At 68.9% G+C, this 26206-nt stretch carries 21 protein-coding genes and 1 pseudogene; 10 read left to right on the top strand and 12 right to left on the bottom strand.

The genetic code is table 11. The annotated features are described in order from the left end of the window. The 7 genes from ABE485_RS28130 to ABE485_RS28100 all read left to right on the top strand — a co-directional run. The coding region (locus tag ABE485_RS28130) for a TOBE domain-containing protein (protein ID WP_346518547.1) at window positions 1–262 on the top strand (262 nt) is incomplete at its 5' end. Beyond that, window positions 259–1203: a carbohydrate ABC transporter permease gene (locus tag ABE485_RS28125; RefSeq protein ID WP_346518546.1), complete on the top strand. Its 945-nt coding sequence runs from the start codon at window positions 259–261 to the stop codon at window positions 1201–1203. The genes ABE485_RS28130 and ABE485_RS28125, both read left to right, overlap by 4 nt. Further along, window positions 1193–2092, top strand: a complete 900-nt coding sequence (locus tag ABE485_RS28120; RefSeq protein ID WP_346518545.1) for a carbohydrate ABC transporter permease — start codon at window positions 1193–1195, stop codon at window positions 2090–2092. Before ABE485_RS28125 ends, ABE485_RS28120 begins: the two co-directional genes overlap by 11 nt. A 13-nt stretch (window positions 2093–2105) precedes the next feature. Next, window positions 2106–3017 carry a DUF6963 family protein gene (locus ABE485_RS28115; RefSeq protein ID WP_346518544.1) on the top strand — a complete coding sequence of 304 codons (912 nt, stop codon included), beginning with the start codon at window positions 2106–2108 and terminating at the stop codon, window positions 3015–3017. Window positions 3018–3021: 4 nt separating this feature from the next. Then, a complete protein-coding gene (locus ABE485_RS28110; RefSeq protein ID WP_346518543.1) occupies window positions 3022–3684 on the top strand; it encodes a TetR/AcrR family transcriptional regulator in 663 nt (220 codons plus the stop codon). A 16-nt stretch (window positions 3685–3700) separates the two neighbouring features. Continuing rightward, window positions 3701–5200, top strand: a complete 1500-nt coding sequence (locus ABE485_RS28105) for an N-acyl-D-amino-acid deacylase family protein (protein WP_346518542.1) — start codon at window positions 3701–3703, stop codon at window positions 5198–5200. Window positions 5201–5274: 74 nt separating this feature from the next. Further along, a complete protein-coding gene (locus ABE485_RS28100) occupies window positions 5275–6525 on the top strand; it encodes a D-amino acid dehydrogenase (protein WP_346518541.1) in 1251 nt (416 codons plus the stop codon). A 16-nt stretch (window positions 6526–6541) separates the two neighbouring features. Here the strand turns inward: ABE485_RS28100 and ABE485_RS28095 are convergent, their stop codons facing one another. From ABE485_RS28095 to ABE485_RS28060, 8 genes and pseudogenes are all read right to left on the bottom strand, one after another. After that, window positions 6542–7516, bottom strand: coding sequence for a Bug family tripartite tricarboxylate transporter substrate binding protein (locus ABE485_RS28095; protein ID WP_346518540.1), 975 nt, complete (start codon window positions 7514–7516; stop codon window positions 6542–6544). Window positions 7517–7712: 196 nt separating this feature from the next. Next, window positions 7713–9188 carry an efflux transporter outer membrane subunit gene (locus ABE485_RS28090; RefSeq protein WP_346518539.1) on the bottom strand — a complete coding sequence of 492 codons (1476 nt, stop codon included), beginning with the start codon at window positions 9186–9188 and terminating at the stop codon, window positions 7713–7715. Further along, window positions 9185–12298 carry a multidrug efflux RND transporter permease subunit gene (locus tag ABE485_RS28085; protein ID WP_346518538.1) on the bottom strand — a complete coding sequence of 1038 codons (3114 nt, stop codon included), beginning with the start codon at window positions 12296–12298 and terminating at the stop codon, window positions 9185–9187. Before ABE485_RS28085 ends, ABE485_RS28090 begins: the two co-directional genes overlap by 4 nt. After that, the gene (locus ABE485_RS28080; protein WP_346518537.1) at window positions 12295–15393 is read right to left on the bottom strand and encodes an MdtB/MuxB family multidrug efflux RND transporter permease subunit; all 3099 of its coding nucleotides are present in this window, start codon (window positions 15391–15393) and stop codon (window positions 12295–12297) included. Before ABE485_RS28080 ends, ABE485_RS28085 begins: the two co-directional genes overlap by 4 nt. A gap of 12 nt (window positions 15394–15405) precedes the next feature. Further along, window positions 15406–16674 carry an MdtA/MuxA family multidrug efflux RND transporter periplasmic adaptor subunit gene (locus tag ABE485_RS28075; protein WP_346518536.1) on the bottom strand — a complete coding sequence of 423 codons (1269 nt, stop codon included), beginning with the start codon at window positions 16672–16674 and terminating at the stop codon, window positions 15406–15408. Between the two features lie 131 nt (window positions 16675–16805). Continuing rightward, complete coding sequence (zapD, locus tag ABE485_RS28070) at window positions 16806–17558, bottom strand: cell division protein ZapD (RefSeq protein ID WP_346518535.1); 753 nt, start codon at window positions 17556–17558, stop codon at window positions 16806–16808. 46 nt (window positions 17559–17604) lie between these two features. Next, window positions 17605–18250, bottom strand: a pseudogene (gene coaE / locus ABE485_RS28065) (dephospho-CoA kinase); the annotation flags it as partial. 36 nt (window positions 18251–18286) lie between these two features. Next, entirely contained in the window at window positions 18287–19135 is an 849-nt protein-coding gene (locus ABE485_RS28060) for a prepilin peptidase (RefSeq protein WP_346518533.1), read from the bottom strand. 202 nt (window positions 19136–19337) lie between these two features. On the opposite strand from ABE485_RS28060, the gene ABE485_RS28055 reads away from it, so the two are divergent. Then, window positions 19338–20114 carry a hypothetical protein gene (locus ABE485_RS28055; protein ID WP_346518532.1) on the top strand — a complete coding sequence of 259 codons (777 nt, stop codon included), beginning with the start codon at window positions 19338–19340 and terminating at the stop codon, window positions 20112–20114. Window positions 20115–20196: 82 nt separating this feature from the next. On the opposite strand, the gene ABE485_RS28050 is transcribed toward ABE485_RS28055, so the two are convergent. From ABE485_RS28050 to ABE485_RS28035, 4 genes are all read right to left on the bottom strand, one after another. After that, a complete protein-coding gene (locus tag ABE485_RS28050; RefSeq protein WP_346518531.1) occupies window positions 20197–20808 on the bottom strand; it encodes a response regulator transcription factor in 612 nt (203 codons plus the stop codon). Between the two features lie 118 nt (window positions 20809–20926). Then, a complete protein-coding gene (gene panC, locus ABE485_RS28045) occupies window positions 20927–21781 on the bottom strand; it encodes a pantoate--beta-alanine ligase (protein ID WP_346518530.1) in 855 nt (284 codons plus the stop codon). Between the two features lie 35 nt (window positions 21782–21816). After that, window positions 21817–22707, bottom strand: coding sequence for a segregation and condensation protein A (locus ABE485_RS28040; protein WP_346518529.1), 891 nt, complete (start codon window positions 22705–22707; stop codon window positions 21817–21819). Window positions 22708–22723: 16 nt separating this feature from the next. Next, a complete protein-coding gene (locus tag ABE485_RS28035; RefSeq protein ID WP_346518528.1) occupies window positions 22724–22912 on the bottom strand; it encodes a DUF3460 family protein in 189 nt (62 codons plus the stop codon). A 98-nt stretch (window positions 22913–23010) separates the two neighbouring features. On the opposite strand from ABE485_RS28035, the gene ABE485_RS28030 reads away from it, so the two are divergent. Continuing rightward, window positions 23011–24465 (top strand): DHA2 family efflux MFS transporter permease subunit, encoded by a 1455-nt coding sequence (locus ABE485_RS28030; protein ID WP_346518527.1) that lies wholly within the window; start codon window positions 23011–23013, stop codon window positions 24463–24465. Then, window positions 24452–25978 carry a glycerol kinase GlpK gene (gene glpK, locus ABE485_RS28025; RefSeq protein WP_346518526.1) on the top strand — a complete coding sequence of 509 codons (1527 nt, stop codon included), beginning with the start codon at window positions 24452–24454 and terminating at the stop codon, window positions 25976–25978. Before ABE485_RS28030 ends, glpK begins: the two co-directional genes overlap by 14 nt. The last annotated feature ends 228 nt before the right edge of the window (window positions 25979–26206 follow it).

Below are 26206 nucleotides of genomic sequence, written 5' to 3'. Positions count from 1 at the left end.
GGCCATGGGCCCCGCGCCGCTGGCGGGCGAGGGCCTGCTGCTGCAGGGCCGGGTCTGGGCCGTGGAACCCGTGGGCCCCGACCAGTTCGTGGACGTCGCGGCGGGCGAAGGCGACAATGCGCCGCGGCTGCGCGCCCGCCTCTCGCCCGAGCGCCGCTATGAAGTCGGCGCCCCGGTTTCCCTGGCGCTGCCGGCGGCGCGCCTGTATCTGTTCGATGCGCGGGGCGTGCGCGTGCACGGCGGCGAGGAGCCGCGGTCATGAGCACCGCCAGCCTGACTCCCGCCCGCCCCGCCCTGGCCCGGCGAGGCGGCAAGGAGATGTCGGACCTGGGCTTCGCAATGACCGTGATCGTGGCGGTGTATGCGCTGAACACCCTGATCATCGGCGTGCCGCTCGGCTATTCGTTCTGGCTCAGCCTGCACGACACCAACGCCATCCTGCGCACCGAGGAATTCGTGGGTACGGACCTGTACGGCGAGGTGCTGGCCGACCCCGCCGTGATCGACGCGATCTGGCGCAGCCTGGGCTTCGTGGCGATGTGCGTGGCGGGATCGTTCGCCGCCGCGCTGGGCATCTCGCTGGTGCTCAACGAAGAGATGCCGCTGCGCGGCCTGGTGCGCGGACTGGCGCTGCTGCCCTGGGCCATGTCCCAGGTCGTCACCGCCACCGTGTTCTCGTTCCTGCTCAATCCCAGCTTCGGCGCGCTGACCGGCCTGCTGGCGCCGCTGGGCCTGGCCAACGCCGCCACCGTCTGGCTGTCCAGCGACTGGGCGCTGTTCTGGGTGGCGCTGGCTTTCGTCTGGCACGTCGCGCCGCTGGGGAGCTTTTTCTATCTGGCCGCGCTGCAGACCATTCCCCGCGACCTGTACCGCGCCGCGCGGGTCGACGGCGCGGGACCGCTCTCGCGCTTTCGCCACATCACGCTGCCCCACCTGAAGCACACGACCCTGATCGTGCTGGTGGTTATGACGGTGGAGGCCGTGCGCCAGTTCGATCTGCTGTTTTCGTTGACGCGCGGCGGACCCGGCACATCCACGCAGATCCTGCCGCTGCTGATCTTCCGCTACAACTTCGAGTTCTCGAAGTACGGGCTGGCGTCGGCCGCCGCGTTCCTGCTGACCGTGCTGTCGCTGCTGCTGGCCACCGCCTACTTCATGCTGATCCGCAAGAAGCGGCCCCAAGGAGACTCCCATGCGCAATGACGCGGCTCAGGTCACAGGCGAAGGCTGGCGCCCCTGGCTGGTCGGGGCAGGCGTGGCCCTGGTGGCGTTCTGGAGCCTGTTCCCGATCTACTGGACGCTGAAGGCGTCCTTCATGGACGAGTCGGCCATCATCATGGGCGTGGCGCACAACGCGGACGGCTACACGTTCGACAACTACCTGCGCGTCCTGGGCCTGTCCAGTTCGGACTCCATCTTCGGCGGTCAGACCAAGGCCATCATGACGGGCTTCGTGAACAGCGCGCTGGTGGCGCTGCCGGCCGCGGCCGCCGGGACCGCCATCGCCACGCTGGCGGGCTACGTGCTGGGCCGGTTCGAATTTCCGTTCAAGGGTCCGCTGCTGTACGTGCTGCTGGCCTCGCGCACCCTGCCGCCGATCGCGCTGCTGATCCCGTACTACGTGTTCTTTGCCGCCATCGGCCTGGCGGGCAGCCTCTTCGGGTTGTGGATCGTCTACCTGACAGCCGTGATTCCGCTGCTGTCCTGGGTGCTGATGGGCTACTTCGCGTCCCTGCCCGTGGAGATCGAGCGCGCCGCGCGCATGGACGGCTGCACGCGCTGGCAGATGCTGCGCCACGTCACGCTGCCCATGGCGCTGCCGGGCATCGCCGCAGCCTTCATCATTGCCTTCCTGGTGGGATGGAACGATCTGCTGTTCGCCATCGTGCTGACGGGCGGCACCTCGGCGCAGACGCTGTCCGCGTCGCTGCTCGGGCTGTCGCCGCTGATGCCGGGCTTTCGCGCCGACCTGGGCTTGTTCGCCGCGGCCAGCATGCTGGCCGCCCTGCCGCCGCTGGCGCTGGCGATGCTGTTCCAGCGCTTCATCACCAACCTGAACATCGTCGACCCCGTGACGAGCAACACGGACTAGGACGCGCACACCGATGACGATAGGCGTAGCGGCATATGGCCCCGGGGCGGGCTCGGCGGTGCGGACGGCGGCGCTGGCCGCCGAACTGCTGGGCCATGGCGCCATCGGCGGCTTCGCGGTGTTCGCCATCCTGGACGCGGAGGGCCGCGTGCGGCGGGCGGCCTGCCAGCGCGGCGGCGTCGCGGCGCTGGACCTGCCGGCCGATTGGCTGGACGCGCGCCACGCCGCGCTGATCGAAAGCGGCCCCGACCGGCCCGAACCGCTGGCGCAGTTCCTGCCCGGCACGGACGGCGTGGGGCTGGCGACCGGCCACCGCCTGCCCAACCGGCCGGGCGCGGACGGCACGCCCCTGAACCTGGCGGTCCTGCGCCTGATGGAGACGGGCATGCCCCCGGCCGACGCGGTCCGGCAGGCCCTGCAGGCGAACCCCGAGGTCGACGCCGGTCTCATTGCGCTGTCGGCCGCCGGCGAGATCGGCTGGGGCAATACCCCGCGCGTGGCGCGGCGGCCCGACCAGGGGCAGGCGTGGCGCGACGACGGCGCGTGCCGGCTGGCGGTGCTGCACAACTCCATCCATCCCTGCGAGCCGCTGGCCAACGCAATGGCCGACCTTGCCTGGCGCGCCCTGACCGGCATCGCGGGCGCGCACCGCGCGCTGGCCCTGCGCGCGCCCGTCGCGATCACGGCGGCCGAACACGACCGCGTGCTGGTGGATGATCAATGCCGGATCCTGGCCATCGAGCAGGCCGATCCGTCGCTTCCGGCCTCCCCTCGCCGCGCCAACGCTGCCTATCTGGGCAGCGAAGTCTGGCAAGATGGCAGGCGGATCGGCCACACCGTCAGCGAACTCATTGTCGACATGGCCGACGGGCGGGTGTCCGGCGTCCCGGACCCCGCCCGATCCCTCATCATCATGAAGGAATAGGCCTATGTCCCGCCGTGAGAATACCGAGCGACTGATACTGCAAGCCCTGGAAGCCCAGATCCTGGAAACCGGCATGGGCGGCGTCGGCATCAATGCCATCGCCAAGCGCGCCGGCGTCAGCAAGGAGCTCATCTACCGGTATTTCGACGGCATGCCCGGACTGATGCTGGCCTGGATGCAGGAGCAGGACTTCTGGACCCGCAACCCGGGCCTGCTGGCCGCGGACGAATCCAGCCAGCGCACCCCGGGCGAACTGGTGCTGTCCATGCTGCGCGCCCAGATCGACGCGCTGGCCAGCAATGAGACGCTGCGCGAAGTGCGCCGCTGGGAACTGATCGAACGCAACGAGGTGTCGGCGCCGCTGGCCGAGCGCCGCGAACGCGCCGCGCGCGGCTTCATCGACCGCGTCGACGGCCTGGCCCCCGACGTGGACATGCCCGCGGTGGTCAGCGTGATGCTGGCCGGCGTGCTGTACCTGATGCTGCGCGCCAAGACCGAATCCCATTTCCTGGGCGTGCCGCTGCGCACGCCCGAAGGCTGGGACCGCATCAACGGCGCGCTCGAACACCTGGTGGCCCACGGTTTTCCGCCGGCCCTGAACACCGAATCCCTCGCCAACCTGGAGGCGCGCCGTCCACCGCGGCCGGCCGCGCCGCCTGAAACCTGAGCCTGAACCCGCAGCCATGCCCGTGCATCCCGAACAGCAGGACTACGACATCATCATCACCGGCGGCCTGGTGGCCGACGGCCTTGGCGGCCCCGCCCGCCGCGCCGACCTGGCCATCCGGGGCGAGCGCATCGCCGCCATCGGCGACGGTTCGGCGTGGCGCGCGCGGCGCCGCATCGATGCCACGGACAAGGTGGTGTCGCCGGGCTTCATCGACTGCCACACCCACGACGACCGCGCCCTGCTGGGCGCCCCGCTCATGCGTCCCAAGGTCAGCCAGGGCATCACCACCGTCGTCACGGGCAACTGCGGCATCAGCCTGGCCCCGGTCAGCGCACCGGGCGACGCCGTGCCGCCGCCGCTGAACCTGCTGGCCAAGCATCCCGGCGAACTCTATGCCCGCATGCAGGACTACGCCCAGGCGCTTGACGATGCGCCCGCCGCCGTCAACAGCCTGGCGCTGGTGGGCCATTCCAGCCTGCGCGTGTCCGCCATGAGCCGCCTGGACCGTCCGGCCGACAAGGGCGAGATCGCCGCGATGCGCCGCGCGCTGGACCAGTCCATGGCCGCCGGCGCGGCGGGGCTTTCCACCGGCCTGTACTACCCCACCGCCATGCACGCCAGCACCGAGGAGGTGATCGGCGTGGCCGAGCCCCTGTCGTCGTGGCGCGGCCTGTACACCACGCACCTGCGCGACGAGGCCGACCATGTCTGCGATTCCATGGAAGAGGCCTTCCTGATCGGGCGCGCCGCCGACGTGCCCGCGATCCTGTCGCACCACAAGGTCACGGGCAAGAACAACCACGGCCGCACCGCCGAAACCCTGGCGCTGTATGACCGCGCGCGGGCGAACCAGCCGCTGGGCATGGACGTGTATCCCTATTCGGCGTCGTCCACCATCCTGGAGCCGCGCCGCGTCGGCGCCGGCGAAAAGATCATCGTGACCTGGTCGCAGACCCGTCCGGAAATCCAGGGCGTGGACCTGCGCGAACTGGCCGCGCGCGAAGGCAAGGACCCCACCCGGCTGGCCGAAGAGCTGTCGCCCGGCGGCGCCATCTATTTCTCGATGGACGAAGAAGACGTCAAGCGCGTCATCAGCCACGGCAGCGTGATGATCGGCTCGGATGGCCTGCCGCATGACCAGCGCCCGCATCCCCGGCTGTGGGGCGCGTTTTCGCGCGTGCTGGCCCGCTACGTGCGCGAAATGCGCGTGCTGGGCATGGAAGAGGCGATCCGCCGCATGACGAGCCTGACCGCCGCGCAATTCGGCCTGAAAGACCGCGGCGTGCTGCGGGCCGGCTGCCTTGCCGACGTGGTGGTGTTCGACCCGCGCACCGTCGCCGACCTGGCCAGCTTCGCCGAACCCACGTTGCCGTCCACCGGCATCGATGCGGTGCTGGTCAACGGCGTGCTGGTCGAGGAAAACGGCGCCGCCACGGGCGCGCGCCCCGGCCGCCTGCTGCGCGGCGAAGACCGCGCGGCGCCGGGCTTCGAAACACCCGCCTGGGCGGCCTGAGGCGCCACGCCGGACAGCATCTCACTCTTTAACCCGGCGCGCCGCGCGCCCGCGCGGCGCCCGATTGGAACACCATGCACATCGTAGTCATCGGCGCGGGGGTGGTCGGCATGACCACCGCCTACTTTTTGCACCGCGAGGGCCATCGCGTCACGGTGGTGGACGCGGGCGCCGGCCCGGGACAGGTCACCAGCATGGCCAACGGCGCGCAGCTGAGCTACAGCTTCGTGGCGCCGCTGGCCGATCCCGCCGTGCTGCCGCGGCTGCCCTCCTGGCTGCTGGGACGGGACACGCCGCTGCGCTTTCGCCCCCGCCTGGATCCCGACCAGTGGCGCTGGAGCCTTGCGTTCCTGCGCGCCTGCACGCGTTCGCGCAGCCGCTCCACCACCCGGGAACTGCTGGCGCTGGGCCTCTACAGCCGGCTCTGCGTGCATGAACTGGTGCGGCGCGAAAACCCGGATTTCGACTTCTCGTCGTCCGGCAAGCTGCTGGTCTACCAGGACGCCGCGGCCTATGAACACGCGCTGTCGCAACGCGACTACCAGGCCACGCTGGGCTGCGAGCAGCGCGTAATGGACCGCCAGGCCTGCCTGGACATGGAACCCGCGCTGGCCGACATCGGCGCCAGCATCGCGGGCGCCATCTACACCCCCACCGAGGACGCGGGCGACTGCCAGCGCCTGTGCACGGAACTGGAACGCATCCTGCGCGCCGCGCCGGATCCCGTGCGGTTCCACTTCAATACGCCGGTGCGGGCCTTGCGGTCCGAACGCGGCCGCGTGGTGAGCGCGGCGACCGACGCCGGCCCCATCGATGCCGACCACTACGTGCTGGCCAACGGCATGGGCGCGCAGTCCCTGGCGCGGCGCTTGGGCATGGACCTGCGTATCTATCCGCTCAAGGGGTACAGCCTGACGTACGACCTGACGCCCGACAGCATCGCGCCCAGCGCCAGCATCAGCGATATCCGGCGCAAGGTGGTCTACGCCCGGCTGGGCCAGCGGCTGCGCGTCGCCGGCATGGTCGACATCGGCACGGGCGGCGACGCCGTCGATCCCGCGCGCGTGCGCAGCCTGGAACGCGACGTGGCCAGGTTCTTTCCGCGCCTGAATGCGGCGGGCGCGCCGCGCGCCTGGGCGGGCCTACGTCCCGCGCGTCCCGACGGCAAGCCCCTGATCGGCACCACGCCCTACCGCAACCTGTGGCTGAACACCGGCCACGGCGGCCTGGGATTCACGCTGGCGGCCGGCAGCGCGCGCATGCTGGCGGACCTGATGCGGGGCCGAGACCCCGCCGTGGAAGCGGCGGCCTTCGCGCTGCAATAGGCGCGGGCCGCGGCGCTCAGTCCGCCTTGATGCCGCGGTCCTTGATCAGCTTGCCCCATTTGCCGCGTTCCTTCACTTCGAACGCAGCCAGGTCCGGGCCGAACAGATTGCCCGGCGTCGCGCCGCCCTGCGCCAGCGACTTCTGCAGCTCGGGGGATTGAAGCGCCTGCTTCATGGCCGCGATCAGCTTGTCGACCACCGGCGCCGGCGTGCCGCGCGGCGCGTACAGTCCCGACCATGCCGTGACTTCAAAGCCCGGCAGGCCCGCCTCGGCCATCGTGGGCAGGTCGGGCGCGGCGGGGCTGCGCGCCGCCGACGTGACCGCGATGCCGCGCAGGCGGCCGCCGTCCTTGAGCGCCGCCATGGAGCTGGGCAGGTTGTCCATCAGGATATCGACCTGGCCGCCGATGACGGCGGGAATGGCGGCGGACGACCCCTTGAACGGCACGTGCAGCATCTGCAGGCCGGCCATGGATTCGAAATACGCGCCCGTCAGATGCACCGACGAGCCGATCCCCGGCGAGGCGTAGGAATACTTGCCGGGATCCTTCTTGACGGCCTTCATCACGTCTTCCAGATTGCGCCACGGCGAATTCGCGGCCACCGCCATGACGTTGGGCGTGGACGCGATCATGCCCAGCGGCACCAGGTCGGTGGCGGGATTGAAGCCGATGTTGCCGTACAGGAACTGGTTGACGCTTTGCGTGCCCACCGAGCCCAGCACGATGGTGTAGCCGTCCGGCTGGGCCCGGGCCGCGGCCGCGACGCCCAGGTTGCCCGCCGCGCCCGGCTTGTTCTCGACCACGATGGACTGGCCCAGCGCGGGCCGCATGTGCTCGGCGATGGTGCGCGCGAAGATGTCGGTGGTTCCGCCGGGCGGAAACGGAACGATCAGCGTGATCGGCCGCGCGGGCCATTCCTGCGCGGACGCCGTCGTCGCGCCCAATGCCAGCGCGGCCACCGCGGCCGCCCCTGCCCAACGCCCTGCCATGGCGGCTGCCCGCCCACGAGATAACCAGCCCATCCTCTTTCCCCTTCGCTTTTCGCGTGTTCGATTGATCAAACGGAATTCGGTGCGTCGTTACTGCGCGCTAAAGTGACCACGCGGTCACTTTGACGGCATTAGGAACTTGCGCCGTGGGCTTGTCAATGCGTGCGAGGGGGGTTTAGGCGTAATCCCTAGGCGATCAGTCCGCGCGCGCAGTCTGCTCGGCCGGCAGGCCTTCCCAGCCGCCGCCCAGCGCGACGATCAGGTTGACGCTGGCGGCGAGACGGCTGCCCAGCAGGCTCAGGGCGTTGCGCTCGCTGCTGAGCGCCGTGGCGTCCACCACGGCCACGCTCAGGTAGTCGACCAGTCCCGCCTTGTACTGGTTCTGGATCAGGCGCAGCGATTCGCGCGCCGATTCCAGCGCGCGGCGCTGCACGATCTGCTCCTGCTCCATGACCCGCAGCTGGATCAGATAGTCCTCGACCTCGCGCAGGCCGGTCAGCGCGGCCTGGCGGTACGCGGCCGCCTGCGAGTCGTACGAGGCGCGCGCCTGTTCGACCTGGGCCTCGCGCGCGCCGCCGTCGAATATCGTCATGGCCAGCGCCGGGCCCAGCGACCAGAAGCGCGCGGGCGCCGTCAGCAGGTCGGCAAACTCGCCGTTGCGAAAGCCGCCGTCGGCGGACAGCGTCAGGCTGGGGAACCAGGCTGCCTGCGCCACGCCGATCTGCGCGTTGGCGGCGGCGGCGCGGCGTTCGGCGGCCGCCACGTCGGGACGGCGTTCCAGCAGTTCGGACGGCAGGCCGACCGGGATCTGCGGCAGCTTCAACGCGAACACCGCCGGCGGCAGGCTGAACTGCGACGGCGCCTGGCCCATCAGCACCGCGATCGCGTGCTCGTACTGGCCGCGCTGCCAGTCCAGGTCGATGGACTGCGCGCGCGTGCTTTCCAGCTGCGTGCGGGCCACGGCCACGTCGGCCTGGCCGGCGACGCCGACCTCGTAGCGGTTCTGCGTCAGTTGCAGCGACTTTTCGTACGCCGCCACGGTCGCGTCCAGCAGCCGCTTCTGCTCGTCCAGCACGCGCAATTGCAGATAGGTCTGGGCCAGCGCCGCCTGCGCGCTCAGCCGGGTCGCGCCCAGGTCGGCCAGGCTGGCCGACGCGCTGGCTTCCGACGACTCGACGCTGCGGCGCACGCGGCCCCAGACATCCAGTTCCCAGCTGACGCTGCCCGTCAGCGAGTACTGGTTGGACACATTGCTGCCCGACGAGGACGACGAACCGCTCTGTCCGCCGCTGCCCGCACGCGTCATGCCCGCGGCCGCGCCCACCGTCGGATAGAAGCCGGAACGCGCGCCGCGCACCAGCCCCAGCGCCTGGCGGTAATTGGCCTCGGCCTGCGCGATGGTCTGGTTCGATTCGTTCAGGCGGTCCAACAGGCCGTCCAGGACGGGATCGTCGTAAACCTTCCACCACGCGCCGCGGTCGGCGGCGTCGCGCGGCTGGGCGGGTTTCCAGCCGGGCACCTCGACCTGCCCTTCCTTGTAGGCCGCGCCCACGTCCAGCGCCGGACGCTGATAGTCGGGCCCGACCGCGCAGGCGCCCAGCAGCGCGCACAGCGCAAGCGTGGCCGCGGCGCGGGGGAAGAAGGCGGGGGTGAACTGCTTGGGTCGGATCATGTGCGTTCTATGGAAGCGGGAGCTCCGCCTTGCGGGGCGCGCCGGCGCGCGGCCCACAGGCGGAAGCGGTCCAGGTAAAGATAGACCACGGGCGTGGTGTACAGCGTCAGGATCTGGCTCAGGACCAGGCCGCCCACGATGGTAATGCCCAGCGGCTGGCGCATCTCGACGCCCGCGCCGGTGGCCAGCACCAGCGGCAGCGCGCCGAAGATCGCCGCCATGGTCGTCATCATGATGGGGCGAAAGCGCGTCAGGCACGCCTGGAAAATCGCGTCGCGCGGCGACATGCCGTGATGGCGCTGGGCGTCCAGCGCGAAGTCGACCATCATGATGGCGTTTTTCTTGACGATGCCGATCAGCAGGAACACGCCGATCAGCGCGATCAGGGTGAAGTCGTAGCGCACCAGCAGCAGCGCCAGCAGCGCGCCCAGCCCCGCGGACGGCAGGGTCGACAGAATGGTGAGCGGATGGACGAAGCTTTCGTACAGGATGCCCAGCACGATGTACATGGTGACCAGCGCCGCCAGGATCAGCCAGGGCTGCTGCGACAGCGTCTGCTGCAGGGCGGCGGCGGTGCCCTGGAAGCCGGCCTGGATCTGGTCGGACGGCAGGCCGATGCGCGCCACCGCGTTGTCGATCGCGGTGGTGGCCTGCCCCAGCGACACGCCGGGCGCCAGGCTGAACGAGATGGTGTCGGCCACGAACAAGCCCTGGTGACTCACGCTGAGCGGCGCATTGGCGTTTTCCAGCTTGGTGAACGCCGACAGCGGCACGCGCGCGCCGTCCGCCGTGATGACCTCGACCTGGCGCAGCGATTCGATGTCCTGCGCGAACTTCGGGTCCACGCCCAGCACCACGTGATACTGGTTCAGCGGCCCGTACATCACCGACACCTGGCGCTGGCTGAACGAATTGTTCAGCACCGTGGAAATCGTGGACATGGTGACGCCCAGCCGGGTCGCCGCCTCGCGGTCGATGACCAGGTTGATCTCGCGGCCGCGGTCCTCGACGTCGGCATCGACGTCGGTGATCTCGGGGATCTTGGCCATCGCCTGCTGCACCTTGGGCATCCAGGTGCGCAGCAATTGCAGGTCGCCCGACATCAGCGTGTAGTCGTAGGAGCCCTGGCTCTGGCGCCCGCCGATCCGGATGTCCTGCTGCGACACCAGGAACATGCGCGCGCCCGGCATATTCTGCAGCTTGGCGCGCAGGCGGTTGATGACCGTGTCGGCCGAGACCTTGCGCTCTTCCAGGGGCTTGAGCTGGATCTGCATGAAGCTGCTGTTGCTGCCGCCGCGCCCGCCGGCGTAGCCCGTCATGCTCTGCACGGCCGGATCGGCCAGCACCACCTTGCGAATGGCCTCCAGCTTGGGCAGGGTGGCCTGGAACGAGGTGCCCTGGTCGACGCGGAAAAATCCCAGGAGCTGGCCCGTGTCCTGCTGCGGGAAAAAGCCCTTGGGCACCACGGTATACAGGTAGACGTTCAGGCCCACCGCGATCGCCAGGGTCAGCATCATCAGGCGGCCATGCGCCAGCGCCCAGCGCAGCGATACGCGATAGCCGTCCAGCATGGCATCGAAGGCGCGCGCGGACCAGCGCGCCACGCGCCCGGGCGGCTTCTCTTGCTTGGGTTCCGGGCGCAGCAGGCGCGCGCACATCATGGGCGTGAGCGTCAGCGACACCACCAGCGACACCAGGATGGCGGCGGACAGCGTCACGGCGAACTCGCGGAACAGGCGCCCGACCACCCCGCCCATCAGCAGGATGGGGATGAACACGGCCACCAGCGACAGGCTCATCGACAGCACCGTGAAGCCGACTTCGCGCGACCCGCGCAGCGCCGCGCGCATCGGCGACATGCCGCTCTCGACGTGGCGCATGATGTTCTCGAGCACCACGATGGCGTCGTCCACCACGAAGCCGGTCGCCACGATCAGGGCCATGAGCGAAATGGTGTTCAGCGTGTACCCGCACAGGTACATGACGCAGAACGTGCCGATCAGCGACACCGGCACCGCCACGCTGGGAATGATGGCCGCGCGCCAGCGGCGCAGGAACAGCAGCACCACCAGCACCACCAGCCCGACCGCGATGATCAGGGTCAGTTCGGCTTCGTGCAGCGACGCGCGGATGCTGGGCGTGCGGTCCTGCGCGACGGTCATGTTCACGTCGGCGGGCATCAGCGCCTGCAGCACGGGCAGCTGCGCGCGCACCGCGTCCACGGCCTCGATGATGTTGGCGTCGGCCTGCCGCCGAACGATCATCAGGATCGCCTTGCTGTCGTTGTAGAACCCGGTCTGGTACAGGTCTTCGACCGAATCCTCCACCTTGGCCACGTCGGACACGCGCACGGGCGCGCCGTCGCGCCAGGCGACGATCAGCGGGCGGTATTGCTCGGCGCGGTTGAGCTGGTCGCTGGCCATGATCTGCCAGTGGTAGCGGTCGTTCTCGAGTACGCCTTTGGGACGATTGGCGTTGGCGTTGGACAGCGCGGCGCGCAGTTCGTCCAGCGAGACGCCCTGGTTGGCCAGCGCCCCGGGCAGCACGGTGACGCGCACCGCGGGCAGCGAGCTGCCGCCCACCGTGACTTCGCCCACGCCGTCCACCTGCGACAGCTTCTGGGCCACGATGGTCGAGGCCAGGTCATACAGCTGGCCCTGGCTGAGCGTGTCGGACGTCATCGCCAGCGTCATGATGGGCGCGTCGGACGGGTTGGACTTGTGATACGTGGGGTTGCTGCGCAGGCTGGTCGGCAGCAGCGAACGGGCCGCGTTGATGGCCGCCTGCACGTCGCGCGCCGCGCCGTTGATGTCGCGCGACAGGTCGAACTGCAGCGTGATGCGGGTGGATCCCTGCGAACTGCGCGAGGTCATTTCGGTGACGCCCGCGATGCTGCCCAGCGAACGCTCCAGCGGCGTGGCCACGCTGGACGCCATGGTTTCGGGACTGGCGCCCGGCAGGCTGGCCGACACCGAGATGGTCGGGATATCCACCTGCGGCAGCGGCGCCACGGGCAGCAGGAAGAACGCAAGCAGGCCGGCCAGCACGACCGCCAGGCTCAGCAGCGTGGTCGCCACCGGCCGGACGATGAAGGGCGCCGACAGGATCATCGGGCGTCTCCGGCCGTGGGTTCGGCCACGCCGCGCCAGCGGCGCGACATGCGGTCGAACATCAGGTAGATGACCGGCGTGGTGAACAGGGTCAGCACCTGCGACAGCAGCAGGCCGCCCACCATCACCAGGCCCAGCGGCTGGCGCAGCTCAGCGCCCGTGCCGGTGGACAGCATCAGCGGCAAGGCGCCGAACAGGGCCGCCAGCGTGGTCATCAGGATGGGCCGGAAGCGCAGCAGCGCCGCCTCGTGGATGGCCGCGCGCGGGGAAAGGCCGCGCTTGCGCTCGGCGTCCAGCGCGAAGTCGATCATCATGATGGCGTTCTTCTTGACGATGCCGATCAGCAGGATGATCCCGATGATGCCGATCATGTCGAGCTCGGTGCCGCTGATCAAAAGCGCCAGCAGCGCCCCGACGCCCGCGGACGGCAGCGTGGACAGGATGGTGATCGGGTGGATGTAGCTTTCGTACAGCACGCCCAGCACGATGTACATGGTGACCACGGCGGCCAGGATCAGCCACAGCGTGCTGGACAGCGAATTCTGGAACGCCAGGGCCGCGCCCTGGAAGCGGGTCTCGACGGCGGCGGGCATGCCGATCTCGGCCTCGGCCGCGGTGATGTTCTGCACGGCGTCGGACAGCGACGCGCCCGGCGCCAGGTTGAACGACACCGTCACCATGGGGAACTGGTCCAGGCGGTTGACGGCCAGCACCGTCCTGCCTTCGGTGATGTGCGCCACGGACGACAGCGGCACCTGCGCGCCCGTGGACGTGGGCACGTGGATCTGGCCCAGCGAGCCGGGCGACATCTGGAACTGCGGCTGCACTTCAAGCACCACGCGGTATTGGTTGGACTGCGTGAAGATCGTGGAAATCAGGCGCTGTCCGAAGGCGTTGTACAGCGCCTCGTCGATCACGGCGGCGGTGATGCCCAGGCGCGAGGCGGCGTCGCGGTCGATCTCGACCCAGGTCTGCAGGCCGTCGTCCTGCAGGTCGTCGGCCACGTCCACCAGGCCCGGCACGCTGCGCAGTCGATCGACCAGCTTGGGCGTCCATTCGCTCAGCACCTTCAGGTCGGGGTTGGATAGCGTCATCTGGTACTGCGTGCGGCTCACGCGGTCTTCGATGGTCAGGTCCTGCACGGGCTGCATGTAGACGGTCAGGCCGTCCTGCGCGCTCAGGGCTTCCTGCAGGCGCGCCATCACGGTGCGCAGGTCGCCGGTGCGCTCGGCCTGGGGCTTGAGCGAGATCTGCATGCGGCCGGCGCTGAGGGTGGCGTTGCTGCCGTCCACGCCGATGAACGACGACACGGCCTGCACGTCCGGATCCTGCAGCACCAGCCGTGCGGCGGCCTGCTGGCGCTCGGCCATGGCGGGGAACGAGATGGACTGCGGCGCCTGGGTGATGGCCTGGATCAGCCCGGTGTCCTGCTGCGGGAAAAAGCCCTTGGGCACCACCATGTACAGCAGCACGGTCAGCGCGAACGTGGCCAGCGCCACCACCAGGGTGAGCGTCTGGTGGCGCAGGACCACCTGCAGCATGCGGTCGTAGGCGGCGATGACGCGGTCGATGAAGGCGCCCGTGGCCTGGTGGAAGCGGCCGTGCTTCTGCTCGGATTCCGAGCGCAGCAGCCGCGCGCACATCATGGGCGTCAGGGTCAGCGACACCACCAGCGAAATCAGGATGGACACCGCCAGCGTGATCGCGAATTCCCGGAACAGGCGCCCCACCACTTCCGTCATGAAGAGCAGCGGGATCAGCACGGCAATCAGCGAGAACGTCAGCGAGATCAGCGTGAAGCCGATCTGCGAGGCGCCCTTGAGCGCCGCCTGCATGGGCTTTTCGCCTTCCTCGATGTGGCGGGCGATGTTCTCGATCATGACGATGGCGTCGTCCACCACGAAACCGGTCGCGATGGTCAGCGCCATCAGCGTCAGGTTGTTGATGGAGAAGCCGGCCAGATACATGATGCCGAAGGTGCCCACCAGCGACAGCGGCACCACCACGCTGGGAATCAGCGTGGCCGTGAGGCTGCGCAGGAACACAAAGGTCACCATGACCACCAGCCCCACCGCCAGCAGCATTTCGAACTGCACGTCGGCGACGGAGTCGCGGATGGTCTGCGTGCGGTCGGACACCACGCTCACGTCCAGCGTGGCGGGCAGCGCGGCGCGCAGCTGCGGCATCAGCGCCTGGATCCGGTTGACCACGTCGATCACGTTGGCGCCGGGCTGGCGCTGGATGTTCAGCAGAATGGCGGGCTTGTCCCCGACCCAGGCGGCCTGGCGCGTGTCCTCCGCGCCTTCGACGGCGCGCGCCACGTCGGCCAGGCGCAGCGGCGCGCCATTCTTGTAGGCGATGATCAGGCTGTTGTAGTCGGTGGGCGTCTTGAGCTGGTCGTTGGCGTTGATCGTGGTGGACCGCTGGGGCCCGTCCAGGTTGCCCTTGGGCTGGTTGACGTTGGCGCCGACGATGGCGGTGCGCAGGTCGGACAGCGACAGGCCGTTGGCCGCCAGCGCCTGCGGATTCACCTGCACCCGCACCGCCGGCCGCTGCCCGCCCGCCACGCTGACCAGGCCCACCCCGGGAATCTGCGACAGCTTCTGCGCCACGCGCGTGTCGACCAGGTCGCGCACCTGGGGCAAGGGCATGGTGGGCGAGGTGATCGCCAGCGTCAGCACCGCCGCGTCGGCCGGATTCACCTTGTTGTAGGTGGGCGGCACCGGCAGGTCGGAGGGCAGCAGGTTCGACGCCGCGTTGATCGCCGCCTGCACCTGCTGCTCGGCCACGTCCAGCGGCAGGCTCAGGTTGAACTGCAGGGTGATGACCGACGCGCCGCCCGAACTGGTGGACGACATCTGGTTCAGGCCCGGCATCTGCCCGAACTGCCGCTCCAGCGGCGACGTCACCAGGGACGTCATCACGTCGGGGCTGGCGCCGGGGTACAGCGTCACGACCTGGATCGTCGGATAGTCCACCTCCGGCAGCGCGGAAACGGGCAGGAACCGGTAGGCGATCAGGCCGGCGATCAGGATGGCCACCATCGACAGGGTGGTGGCCACGGGGCGCAGGATGAACAGACGCGACGGGCTCACGGCGTTCTCTGCTTACTTCGACGGCGGGGTGGTGCCGGCCGGCGCGCCCGGGCCGAGCGTCTTGTCGCGCTTGGCGGGGATGACTTCCGCGCCGCCCACGATCTCGACCTTGGCGCCGGCGCGCAGGCGGTCGGTGCCTTCGGTGACGACGCGGTCGCCGGGCTGCAGGCCTTCGTTGACGGCCACCATGCCGCTGTTGATGGCGCCCAGCTTCACCTGGCGCACCGCGATCGTGTCGTCGGGCTGCACCAGGAACACAAACGCGCCGGCCGAGCCCTGCTGGATGGCGGCGGTCGGGATGGCGGTCACGTCCTTGCGGGTCAGCACGTGCAGCCGCACATTGACGAACTGGTTCGGGAAGAGCGCGTCGTCGGCATTGTCGAACCGGGCCTTGAGCTTGAGCGTGCCGGTCGCGACGTCGATCTGGTTGTCCAGCGTTTCCAGCTTGCCCGTCGCGATGCGGCGCGTGTCGGCCCGGTCGTATGCTTCAACCGCCAGCGTCCTGCCGGCCGCCAGTTCAGCGCGCACCTCGGGCAGCTGCGTTTCAGGCAGCGTGAACACCACGGAAATGGGTTGGGTCTGGGTGATGACGACCAGGCCGTTGGTGTCCGAACTGGACACCAGGTTGCCGCGGTCGACCTGGCGCAGGCCGAGGCGGCCGCTGATCGGGGCCGTGATGCGCGCGTAGTCCAGCTGCAGCTTGGCGTTGTCCACGTTCGCCTGGTCGCTCTTGACCGCGCCTTCGTACTGGCGCACCAGTGCGGCTTGCGTGTCGACCTGCTGTTTGGCGATGGAGTCCTGCTTGAACAGCGCCTGGTAGCGCTGCAGGTCGCGGCGGGCGTTTTCCAGCTGCGCCAAGTTCTGCATCTGCGTGCCCCGGGCCTGATCCAGCGCCACCTGGAACGCGCGCGGATCCACCTGCGCCAGCAGGTCGCCTGCCTTGACCTGCTGCCCTTCCTGGAAGGCCACGTCCACGAGTTCCCCGCTGACGCGGCTTCTGACGGTAACGGTGTTGTAGGCGGTGACGGTGCCGAGCGAGCGCAGGAAGATGTCGATGTCCTGCTGGGCGGCGGTGGCGACACGCACCGGCACGGCCATGTTCGCCATGGCGGCCGCCATCGGGGGCCGGCCGCCGGGCCGCCCGCCCGGTCCACCCTGCTTGGCCGAGGGCCGCAGCACCAGCCAGGCGACGCCCGCCACGACGAGCACCAGCAGCGCCAGCCCGACGACGCGGCGGCGGCTCCAGCGGGAGGGCGGGGAAACAGGACGGCTATCAGGCATGGAAACGGTTCCGGCACACTCGGAGAAAGCCGTATTGTCTACTAGACCGTCCCGGTTTCGACCCGCGGGCCGTCAAGCTGAAACTACCCGCAACAGGAATCCGGGCAGCGTCACCGTTGCGTAACTTCCGCCTACGAGCTGCAGAGCGTCATCTGGAATGCCACGTCGCGCGCCACCTGCTGGGGCTTGAATTCGCCATCCTGGGTGGAAAAACGTATCCAGATCATGTACTTATTGGCGCTGATCTCGGGGAAGACACCGTCCGCGGGGTCCACCCACACGCGCAGCAGCTGGAACTGCTTGCCGCCCAGCATCTGCTGGTAGGCGCCCTGCTCCGCGACGATGTCGGTCTTGCGGCCGGATTCGCGCAAGAGGCGCAGGGCCAGCGTCAGGCCGTCGTAGAGGGGAAAGAAGGGCGAAACCCAGGCCTGCAGGTCCGCGCAGCGGGCGGCCTCGGGCTTGTTCTGCCAGGCGTAGTAGGACGGCATGTCCACCTGGGTGGCGCTGCCGGGCACCGAAAGGCGGCCGCGCAGGCTGGTGAGCCATTCGTTTTCGCGCAGCGACTGGCCGGTCTTGCCGGGCGCGGCCAGCGCGCTGGCCACCTTTTCCATTTCGCGCAGCATCCCTTCCAGCGCATCCTGCGCCACGCCGGGATGGTCGCGCAGCCCGACCAGCGCCAGGCGCTGGCGTTCCAGGTCTTGCAGGACCGCGCCTTTGACGTCGGTGCGTTCGCAGGCATCGAGCAGATCGAAGAGCGAGGTGACGGCGACCTGATGCTGGCGTGAGTCACCCTCTCGAGCAAAGAAGAACAACCTGTCGAACAGGTATTCCAGCCTGAGATAAGCGCGGATGCGCTCATTGAAGGGATATTCGTAAACGATCACGCTTTTTTACAGGCCCTATCAGTGGTTGGCCGCCGGGCCAAGAATATTCAGGGGTGCCGGCAGCCTCCGCTGGCTTACCGGCCCGTCGTGGTCGCCAGCGCCAGCCAGCGGTCATGCAGGGTCAATGCCCGCGCGCGCAATTGTTCCGGCGAGGTCGTCGCGTCGTTCAGGATGACGTCGTCCGCGACCTCCAATCGGCTTGCCCGCGCAGCCTGTGCCGCCATGATACGCCGGATGTCTGGCTCCGTCAGCCCGCTGCGCTGCTGCACGCGCGCGACCTGCGTTTCGGGGTCGCAATCGACCACGCAGATGCGGTCCACGCGCGACCGCCAGCGGTCCAGCGACTCCACCAGCAGCGGCACCACGAACACCAGATACGATCCGCTGGCTTCGGCGGCCTGGCGTTCGGTTTCGCGTCCGATGATGGGATGCAGCACGGCTTCCAGGCGCTGGCGCACGCGCGGATCGGCGAATGCATGGTCGCGCATCCATGCGCGGTTCAGCGCGCCATCCGCGGACAAGGCCTGCGGGCCGAACTCGCGTTCGATGGCCGGCATGGCGGCGCCCTGCGCGGCGGTCAGCGTGCGGGCGATCTCGTCGGTGTCGACCAGCGCCGCGCCCCATTCGCCAAGCATGTCCGCCACGCGGGACTTGCCTGAACCGATACCGCCCGTGAGTCCGATCTTGAACATGCTGCCTGTTCCTTTGATTCTTGCCTTGATGCTTGCCTAGCTCATGAACTGCCACAGTCCCTGCTCGCCGCCCAGCAGCAGCATGACCAGGCCGGCCAGCGCCAGATAGGGCCCGAAGGGCAGCGGCTGGCCGCGGCTTGCGCGGCCGCTGAGCGTCAGCGCGCCGCCGATCAGCACGCCCACCAGCGATGCGCTCAGCAGCAGCATCGGCAGCGCCTCGACCCCAAACCACGCGCCCAGCGCCGCCAGCAGCTTGAAGTCGCCCTGCCCCATGCCTTCGCGTCCGGTCAGCAGGCGGAACACATGAAAGATAACCCACAGAAAGACATACCCCGCCACGGCGCCGACCACCGCCAACTGCACGCTGGTGAACGCGTCAAACAGATTGACCAGCAGGCCCGCCCACACCAGGGGCTGGGTCAGGACATCGGGCAGCAGCGTGGATTCAAAGTCGATCCAGGCCAGCGCCACCAACGTGGCCGACAGGCCCATGGCCGCCAGGGCAAGGGGCGTTGCGCCGAAGCGCCACGCGCAGGCCGCGAACAGCAGGCAGGTGAGCAGTTCGATGGCGGGATAGCGCCAGCCGATCGGCGCCTGGCAGGCGGCGCAGCGCCCCCGCAGCAGCATCCAGCCCAGCAGGGGAATCCGCCCTGTCGGAGCGACGGGCGCCTCGCAGGCCGGGCAGTGCGAGCGCGGCGACCACAGGCCATAGATGCCGGCGGGCCTCGCAGCCCCTGCGGCGTCCAGGCACTGCGCCTGCCATTCGCGTTCCATCATGCGCGGCAGGCGGTGCGTGAGCAGCGTGAGCCAATTGCCGACGAACAGCCCGCCCAGCGCCGCCACCGCGATGAAAACGCCCGAGGGAATATCGAAAACGTGCAACATCGCCGTCAGATTCCCCCGCGGTTCGCGCGCGTTGCGGCCTGCGCCATGCGGGCGATGGCGCAAGGGATGAAGGGCCGCCACAGGCCCTGTCGTAATTTGTGCATAAAGTGCCGACAATACCCAACAACAACTAAGGGAACGTATCGAATCTTCGCATAAGTGCGTAAAATCGGAGACAGACTCAATTCACGGATAAGCTGCCATGGCCGCGCGCGTCGACACCGTTTTTCGCTCCCGCAAACTCAGCGTCATGGGGCTGCTGCTAGCGGGCACCGTGATCGGCGCAACCGGCTGCGCCAAGCAGAAAACCGAAGGCTATTACGACCTGCCCGCCGAAAGCACCGTGACAGACGCGCAATACCAGGGGTCCGGCGCCGGCTACCGCAGCGTCATCCGCGCCCCGTCGCAAGTTCAGATCGAGCTCAAGCGCGACGTCCCCAAGCAGCAGAACCAGGCCTCGGCGGCCAACCCCGCCGGCCAGACCACCGAAGACGGCCAGGCCGTGCCCGAGGGCACCGAAAGCAGTTCCGGCGGCTCGTCCGCTGCAGCCGCCCCGGCAGCACCGGCCTCCGTCCCCAGCGCCGCTTCGCACAGCCTGGTGCCGCAGCCGCAGACCTACATGGGCACCCTGCCGTGTTTTTCGCCGGCCATGCAGTGCACGGCGCAGCGCGTGACGCTGACGCTGGCGCCCAACGGCCGCTGGCGCGGCCGCACGGCCTACCTTGACGATGACCCCAAGAAGGGCCCGCCCGTGTCCGAGCAAGGCTGCTGGGACGCCACCGACGAACGTCCGCCGCGCGTCATCCTGATGGACGGCCAGGGCAACGTCCGCGTGGAATTCCTGGTGGCCGCCAACAATGTGCTGCGCGTGCGCTCCATTGGCGGCCAGACGCCCAACCTGAACTACAACCTGACCCGCCAGCCGGATCTGGACCCAATCGACGAACTGGCCAAGGCCGCGTCGCCCAAGTGCCCCTGAATCCTGCCCGCGGCGCCTGACCGCCGCCGGCTCGCAGCAACGCCCCCGGGCCTGACGGACACCCTGTCCGCCTGGCCCGGACTCATTTGGGCGCAGGCAGGACACAGGAGCCGGGGTTGGCACCAGGGCCAGGGCAAGCGTCAAGGCCAGGGTCAAAGCCGGGGTCAATGCCGGGGTCAATGCCGGGGTCAATGCCGGGGTCAATGCCTGAACCAGGGCCGGAGTCAGGGCGCGAGTCAGAGCACGAGTCAGAGCCGGAGTCCGGTCGGGAATCCGGTCCGGAACCACGGCCCGAATCGCGGTCGGAATGGAAGTCGGCATCATGCGGCCGCGGCGCCGCGCGCGCGGCGACATAGGCGCCAGGCGGTTCGTGCAAGACTTGCAACCCGGCGCCCGCGCGGCTGCCGGGTGCCGCCCCGCGGCCATCACCGGGCCGTTCCTTGAGCGCCGACAGGACCGGCGATGCCCCCGACTCTCCATGCGCGCACAGGCGGCAGGCCAATTGCATGGCATTGCGGGCGTTCAACTTGGCGAAGATTCTGGCGCGGTGGGCCTCTACCGTGCGCAGGGAAATGCCCAGGTCGATGGCGATGACTTTGTTGGCCCGGCCTGCGGCCACGTAATCGACGATCTGGCGTTCACGGGCGGTGAGGGACGACAGGATGGCATCCAGTGCGGGATTGGGCGACGGCATGGGCGGCTCGCTTGCAATATAGGATTGCAGCCAGTCTGCCCGGACACGCCGCCCGCCGTAAGCTGGCAATTCTGACAGGGGCGGATGAAAACGCCCCGGTCTTGCCCCGCCCGGGAAATCAAGCCGTGTAGGCCAGTTCCAGGTTGTCGATCAGGCGGGTGGCGCCCAGCTTGGCGGCCGCCAGCACCACGACGGGCTCGCCGGCCTGCAGGTCGGCGGCCTCGGGGCGCTTCAGGTCGCGCTGGCGGCGCAATGCCACGTAGTCCACCTGCCAGCCGCGCTGGGTCAGGCGCTGGGTGGCGTCTTGCTCGAGGGCGGCGGCGTCGCGTTCGCCCTGCGACAGCCGGCGGCCGATCTCCTGCAGCTCGGCGTACAGGGCCGGCGCCTCGGCGCGTTCCGCGTCGCTCAGGTAGCGGTTGCGCGAAGACAGCGCCAGACCATCGGCGGCGCGCACGGTCTCGTGCGCCAGCACTTCCACGGGCAGCTGGAACTGGCGGCACATATTGCGCACCACCATCAGCTGCTGGTAGTCCTTCTTGCCGAACACGGCCACGCGCGGCTGCACACAGGAAAACAGCTTGAGCACCACCGTGCTGACGCCGGCGAAGAATCCCGGACGGAACTCGCCCTCGAGGATGTCTCCCAGGTCATCGGGCGGCTGCACCCGGTAGTTCTGCGGCTCGGGGTACATCTCGCGCTCATTCGGCGCGAACAGCACGTAGACATCGCGCGCCTGTTCCAGTTTTTCGATGTCGGCCGCCAGCGTGCGGGGATATTGGTCGAAATCCTCGTTCGGGCCGAACTGCAGGCGGTTCACGAAGATGCTGGCCACCACGGGATCGCCGTGCTGGCGCGCCAGCTTCATCAGCGCAAGATGCCCTTCGTGCAGGTTGCCCATGGTGGGCACGAACGACACGCGGTTCTGTCCGCGCAGGTGATCGCGCAATTCCTGGATGGTGTGTACGACTTTCAAGGGAATCTCCGGGGGTTGGGGCAGCCCGGTCAGGATCAGGCCGCGACCGCCGCCACGCTGGTGTAGGCCAGGCGCACGTAGATGGGAGCATAGGGCTCGGCCTGCGTGATCTCCAGCAGCGACTCGCGGGCCAGCTCCAGCATGGCGATGAAATGCACGACGACGACCGCGGCGGGCGCGCCCTCGCGCACGCGCTCCATGAACAGGTCGCCGAATTCCATGAAGCGCACGTCGTTCAGGCGGCGCAGGATGTGCGTCATGTGATCGCGCACCGACAGCTGTTCGCGCGTGATGTGATGATGCTGGTTGAGCTTGGCGCGCTTCATGATGTCGGCCCAGGCCGCGCGCAGGTCGTCCACGCTGACGTCGGGCAGCGCGCGTTCGACGCTCAGGTCGGCGACGGCCTGGCTGCTGACGAAATCGCGGCCCAGCTGCGGAATCTTGTCCAGCTTCTGGGCGGCCAGCTTCATTTGCTCGTATTCGAGCAGGCGGCGGACCAGTTCGGCGCGCGGATCTTCGGGTTCTTCGCCGGTGTCGGTCTTCTTGACCGGCAGCAGCATGCGCGACTTGATCTCGATCAGCATGGCCGCCATCAGCAGGTATTCGGCGGCCAGCTCGAGATTGGTGATGCGGATCTGGTCCACATACGACAGGTACTGCCGCGTGACATCCGCCATGGGAATGTCCAGAACATTGAAGTTCTGCTTGCGGATCAGGTAAAGCAGCAGGTCCAGCGGCCCTTCGAACGCTTCGAGAAAGACTTCCAGCGCATCGGGCGGAATGTACAGGTCCGTCGGCATCTGGAACAGCGGCTCGCCATAGAGGCGCGCGAACGCCACGCTGTCGATGGTGTCGGGCGTGCTGTCGACGGACGGTTCCACTAGCGCGGCCAGGGCATCGCCTGGCACCGAAGGGTTCTGGACCATGTTTGCCGCAACGGTATCAGTCTGCCTGATACACGTACGGCCGTTGCGGCACGCGAGCCGCGCGGAAGCCTTCCAGCAGCTCCGAGTCCTGCGGTTTGTCCCAAAGGCGGGCGCGTCCCTCGCGCTGGCGCTCTTCGGTGCCAGGATGGGATTGCTTGTAGTCCTTCAGGAAAAGAGTGATCTCGGATTCGTAGTTGGTCGCCATGGCACCAATTTCAATGGGTTTCGGATCTCCGGAGTTTACTTCACGGCGGCCAGTTCCCCGGCGTTACAATCTTCGGGCACCCATCGCTTCCTCCCGACATGTCCGCAGAATCCGCAGCAGCCGCCAATCCCGCTCCGCCATCAACCCCGGACGCAGTGCGCGCGGCGCGCATGATTCCCTTCATCGTGGGCTGTGCGCTGTTCATGCAGATGCTGGACGCCACCGTCGTGGCGACCGCCCTGCCCGCCATGGCCCGGGCGCTCGGGTCGACCCCGGTGCGCCTCAACGTGGCGATTACGTCCTATTTGTTGGCCGTCGCCGTCTTCGTGCCCATCAGCGGCTGGGCGGCCGACCGCTACGGCGCCCGGCGCGTGTTCATCGCCGCGATCGGGCTGTTCACCCTCAGTTCCGTCGCCTGCGCCCTCTCCCAGGACCTGCCGCAACTCGTGCTGTCCCGGATCGTCCAGGGCATGGCGGGCGCCATGATGGTGCCGGTGGGGCGGATCATCCTGCTGCGCACCGTCCCCAAGCAGGACCTGCTCAAGGCCATGTCCTTCCTGTCCATCCCGGCGCTGCTGGGGCCGGTGATCGGGCCGCCGCTTGGCGGCTTCATGGTCACCTACATGTCGTGGCACTGGATCTTCCTGATCAACATCCCGATCGGCATCCTGGGCATCTTCCTGGTGCTGCGCTTTGTCGCGGAAATCCGCGAAACCGGCACGCCCCGGCTGGACTGGCTCGGCTTCCTGCTCAGCGCGGCCTGCCTGGCCACGCTGGTCACCGGCTTCGAGGCCATCGGCCGCGACGTGATGCCGCTGCCCATGCTGCTGGGCCTCATCGCCGTGGGCATCGTCTGCGGCCTGCTGTACGGCGTGCACGCCCGGCGCGTCGAGCATCCCATCATCGACCTGTCCCTGATGCGGATTCCCACCTTCGCCATCTCCACGCTGGGCGGCAACCTGTGCCGCTTCGCCGTCGGCGCCACGCCCTTCCTGCTGGCCATGCTGCTGCAGGTGGGCTTCGGCCTCACGCCGTTCTCCGCCGGCCTCATCACCTTCGCCAGCGCCGCCGGCGCGCTGCTGATGAAATTCGTGGCCACGCCCATCGTGCAGCGCTTCGGCTTTCGCCGTGTGCTGACCCTGAACGCCGTCCTGACCGGCGCCTTCATCATCGTGTGCGGCGCCTTCAACCCGGCCACGCCCGTATGGCTGATGATCGCCATCCTCCTGATCGGCGGCTTCTTCCGGTCATTGCAGTTCACGGGGGTAAATACGCTAACCTATGCCGACATCCCGCCCTCCAAGATGAGCCGCGCCAGCAGCTTCTCGGCCATGGCGCAGCAACTGGGCATCACCCTGGGCGTCGGGGTGGCCGCGGTCACGCTGAACATCAGCATGTCCCTGCGCGGCGCCGAAACGCTGGCCGTCAGCGACGTGGTCGCCGGCTTCATCGTCATCGGCCTGCTGTGCATGGCCTCGACCTTCTCCTTTAGACGCCTCGACCCGCAGGCCGGGGCTCACCTGAACGGCGCGAAAAACAGTGACGACGAATGACTATGTCCTAGCCCTGGACCAGGGCACGACCAGCTCCCGGGCCATCGTGTTCGACCGCGAAGGCGTCGTGCGCGGCGTCGGCCAGCGCGAATTCCGCCAGCACTACCCCCGCCCGGGCTGGGTCGAGCACGATGCCAATGAAATCTGGCACAGCCAGCTCGACGTGGCGCGCGAAGCGCTGCGCAATGCCGGCACGACAGCCGCCGACCTGGCCGCCATCGGCATCACCAACCAGCGCGAAACCACCATCATCTGGGAACGCGCCACCGGCCGCCCCCTGGCCCGCGCCATCGTGTGGCAGGACCGCCGCACCGCGCCCCTGTGCGACCAGCTGCGCCAGGACGGCCACGGCGACTTCCTGCAATCGCGCACCGGCCTGGTGGTCGACGCCTACTTCTCGGGCACCAAGCTGGCCTGGCTGCTCGATCACGTGCCCGGCGCACGCCAGATGGCCGACCGCGGCGGACTCGCCTTCGGCACCGTCGACACCTGGCTGATCTGGCAACTGACCGGCGGCGCGGTGCACAGCACCGACCCCAGCAACGCCTCGCGCACGATGCTGTTCGACCTGCACACGCAGGACTGGAACGACGACATCCTGGCGCTGCTCAAGATCCCGCGCAGCGTGCTGCCGCAGATCGCGCCCAGCAGCGCCATCGTGGGCGACGCCCTGCCCGAATGGCTGGGCGGCTCGGTGCCCATCGCCGGCGTCGCGGGCGACCAGCAGGCCGCCACCTTCGGCCAGGCCTGCTTCAAGCCCGGCATGGCCAAGAACACCTACGGCACCGGCTGCTTCATGCTGATGAACGTCGGCGACAAGCCCGTGCAGTCCAGGAACAACCTGCTGTCCACCGTCGGCTGGGGCCTGCCCCAGCCCGGCCAGGCCAAATGGAAGCCCGCCTACATGCTGGAAGGCGGCGTCTTCGTGGCGGGCGCCGCCGTGCAATGGCTGCGCGACGGCCTGGGCATCATCCAGCGCTCGGAAGACATCGAATCCCTGGCGGCCAGCGTCTCCGACACCGACGACGTCTTCATGGTCCCCGCCTTCGCCGGCCTGGGCGCCCCGCACTGGGACCCCTACGCGCGCGGCACCCTGGTGGGCCTGACCCGCGGCACCTCCCGCGCCCACATCGCCCGCGCCACGCTGGAATCGATCGCCCTGCAAAGCGCCGAACTGCTCACCTGCATGGACGCCGACAGCGGCATCGCGCTGACTGAACTGCGCGTCGACGGCGGCGCCGCCCGCAACGACCTGCTGATGCAGATGCAGGCCGACATCCTGGGCGTCCCGGTCGTGCGCCCCCGCGTCCCCGAATCCACCGCCCTGGGCGCGGCAGGCCTGGCCGGCCTCGCGGTCGGCTTCTGGTCCAGCCAGGACGAATTCGCCTCCAAGTGGCAGGCCGAACGCACCTTCGAACCCACCTGGCCGCAATCCGTGCGCGACGCCCGCATGAAGCGGTGGCGCCAGGCCGTGGAACTGTCAAAGGGCTGGTCGGCAGGCGCGGCGAAGTAGGCGCCGTCCGGCGTGCGGCGCCATCCCGCGCGTAGCGTCACCCTCCCGACGCAAGACACCGCGTATGCCCCAGGCCAGCCGCCCGCGCGGCCGGCCTGGGGCGGGCCCCGCAAGACGCTCCACTCCACTCCGACACTGGCAAGAACCTCAAGAACCCCAATCGCCCCGGCAACCGGCAAGATTCAACCGCCAGAGCACGGCGCGTCGGCGGGCTGGGGGGCGCGGGGC

Source organism: Achromobacter spanius (assembly GCF_039673305.1).
In the GTDB taxonomy this organism is placed as follows: domain Bacteria; phylum Pseudomonadota; class Gammaproteobacteria; order Burkholderiales; family Burkholderiaceae_B; genus Achromobacter; species Achromobacter spanius_F.
Note: the sequence above shows the minus strand (reverse complement) of the source record. Positions and strands in the feature narration are given on the sequence as shown.

Excerpts from the sequence above, each read along its gene's own strand:
- ABE485_RS28110 (WP_346518543.1), top strand. The coding sequence starts at position 3,022 with ATGTCCCGCCGTGAGAATACCGAGCGACTGATACTGCAAGCCCTGGAA.
- ABE485_RS28100 (WP_346518541.1), top strand. The coding sequence starts at position 5,275 with ATGCACATCGTAGTCATCGGCGCGGGGGTGGTCGGCATGACCACCGCC.
- ABE485_RS28035 (WP_346518528.1), bottom strand. The coding sequence starts at position 22,912 with ATGGCGACCAACTACGAATCCGAGATCACTCTTTTCCTGAAGGACTAC.
- ABE485_RS28055 (WP_346518532.1), top strand. The coding sequence starts at position 19,338 with ATGGCCGCGCGCGTCGACACCGTTTTTCGCTCCCGCAAACTCAGCGTC.
- ABE485_RS28125 (WP_346518546.1), top strand. The coding sequence starts at position 259 with ATGAGCACCGCCAGCCTGACTCCCGCCCGCCCCGCCCTGGCCCGGCGA.
- ABE485_RS28050 (WP_346518531.1), bottom strand. The coding sequence starts at position 20,808 with ATGCCGTCGCCCAATCCCGCACTGGATGCCATCCTGTCGTCCCTCACC.
- ABE485_RS28060 (WP_346518533.1), bottom strand. The coding sequence starts at position 19,135 with ATGTTGCACGTTTTCGATATTCCCTCGGGCGTTTTCATCGCGGTGGCG.
- ABE485_RS28120 (WP_346518545.1), top strand. The coding sequence starts at position 1,193 with ATGCGCAATGACGCGGCTCAGGTCACAGGCGAAGGCTGGCGCCCCTGG.
- ABE485_RS28085 (WP_346518538.1), bottom strand. The coding sequence starts at position 12,298 with ATGATCCTGTCGGCGCCCTTCATCGTCCGGCCGGTGGCGACCACGCTG.
- ABE485_RS28030 (WP_346518527.1), top strand. The coding sequence starts at position 23,011 with ATGTCCGCAGAATCCGCAGCAGCCGCCAATCCCGCTCCGCCATCAACC.
- ABE485_RS28075 (WP_346518536.1), bottom strand. The coding sequence starts at position 16,674 with ATGCCTGATAGCCGTCCTGTTTCCCCGCCCTCCCGCTGGAGCCGCCGC.
- ABE485_RS28090 (WP_346518539.1), bottom strand. The coding sequence starts at position 9,188 with ATGATCCGACCCAAGCAGTTCACCCCCGCCTTCTTCCCCCGCGCCGCG.
- ABE485_RS28105 (WP_346518542.1), top strand. The coding sequence starts at position 3,701 with ATGCCCGTGCATCCCGAACAGCAGGACTACGACATCATCATCACCGGC.
- ABE485_RS28040 (WP_346518529.1), bottom strand. The coding sequence starts at position 22,707 with ATGGTCCAGAACCCTTCGGTGCCAGGCGATGCCCTGGCCGCGCTAGTG.
- ABE485_RS28095 (WP_346518540.1), bottom strand. The coding sequence starts at position 7,516 with ATGGCAGGGCGTTGGGCAGGGGCGGCCGCGGTGGCCGCGCTGGCATTG.
- ABE485_RS28115 (WP_346518544.1), top strand. The coding sequence starts at position 2,106 with ATGACGATAGGCGTAGCGGCATATGGCCCCGGGGCGGGCTCGGCGGTG.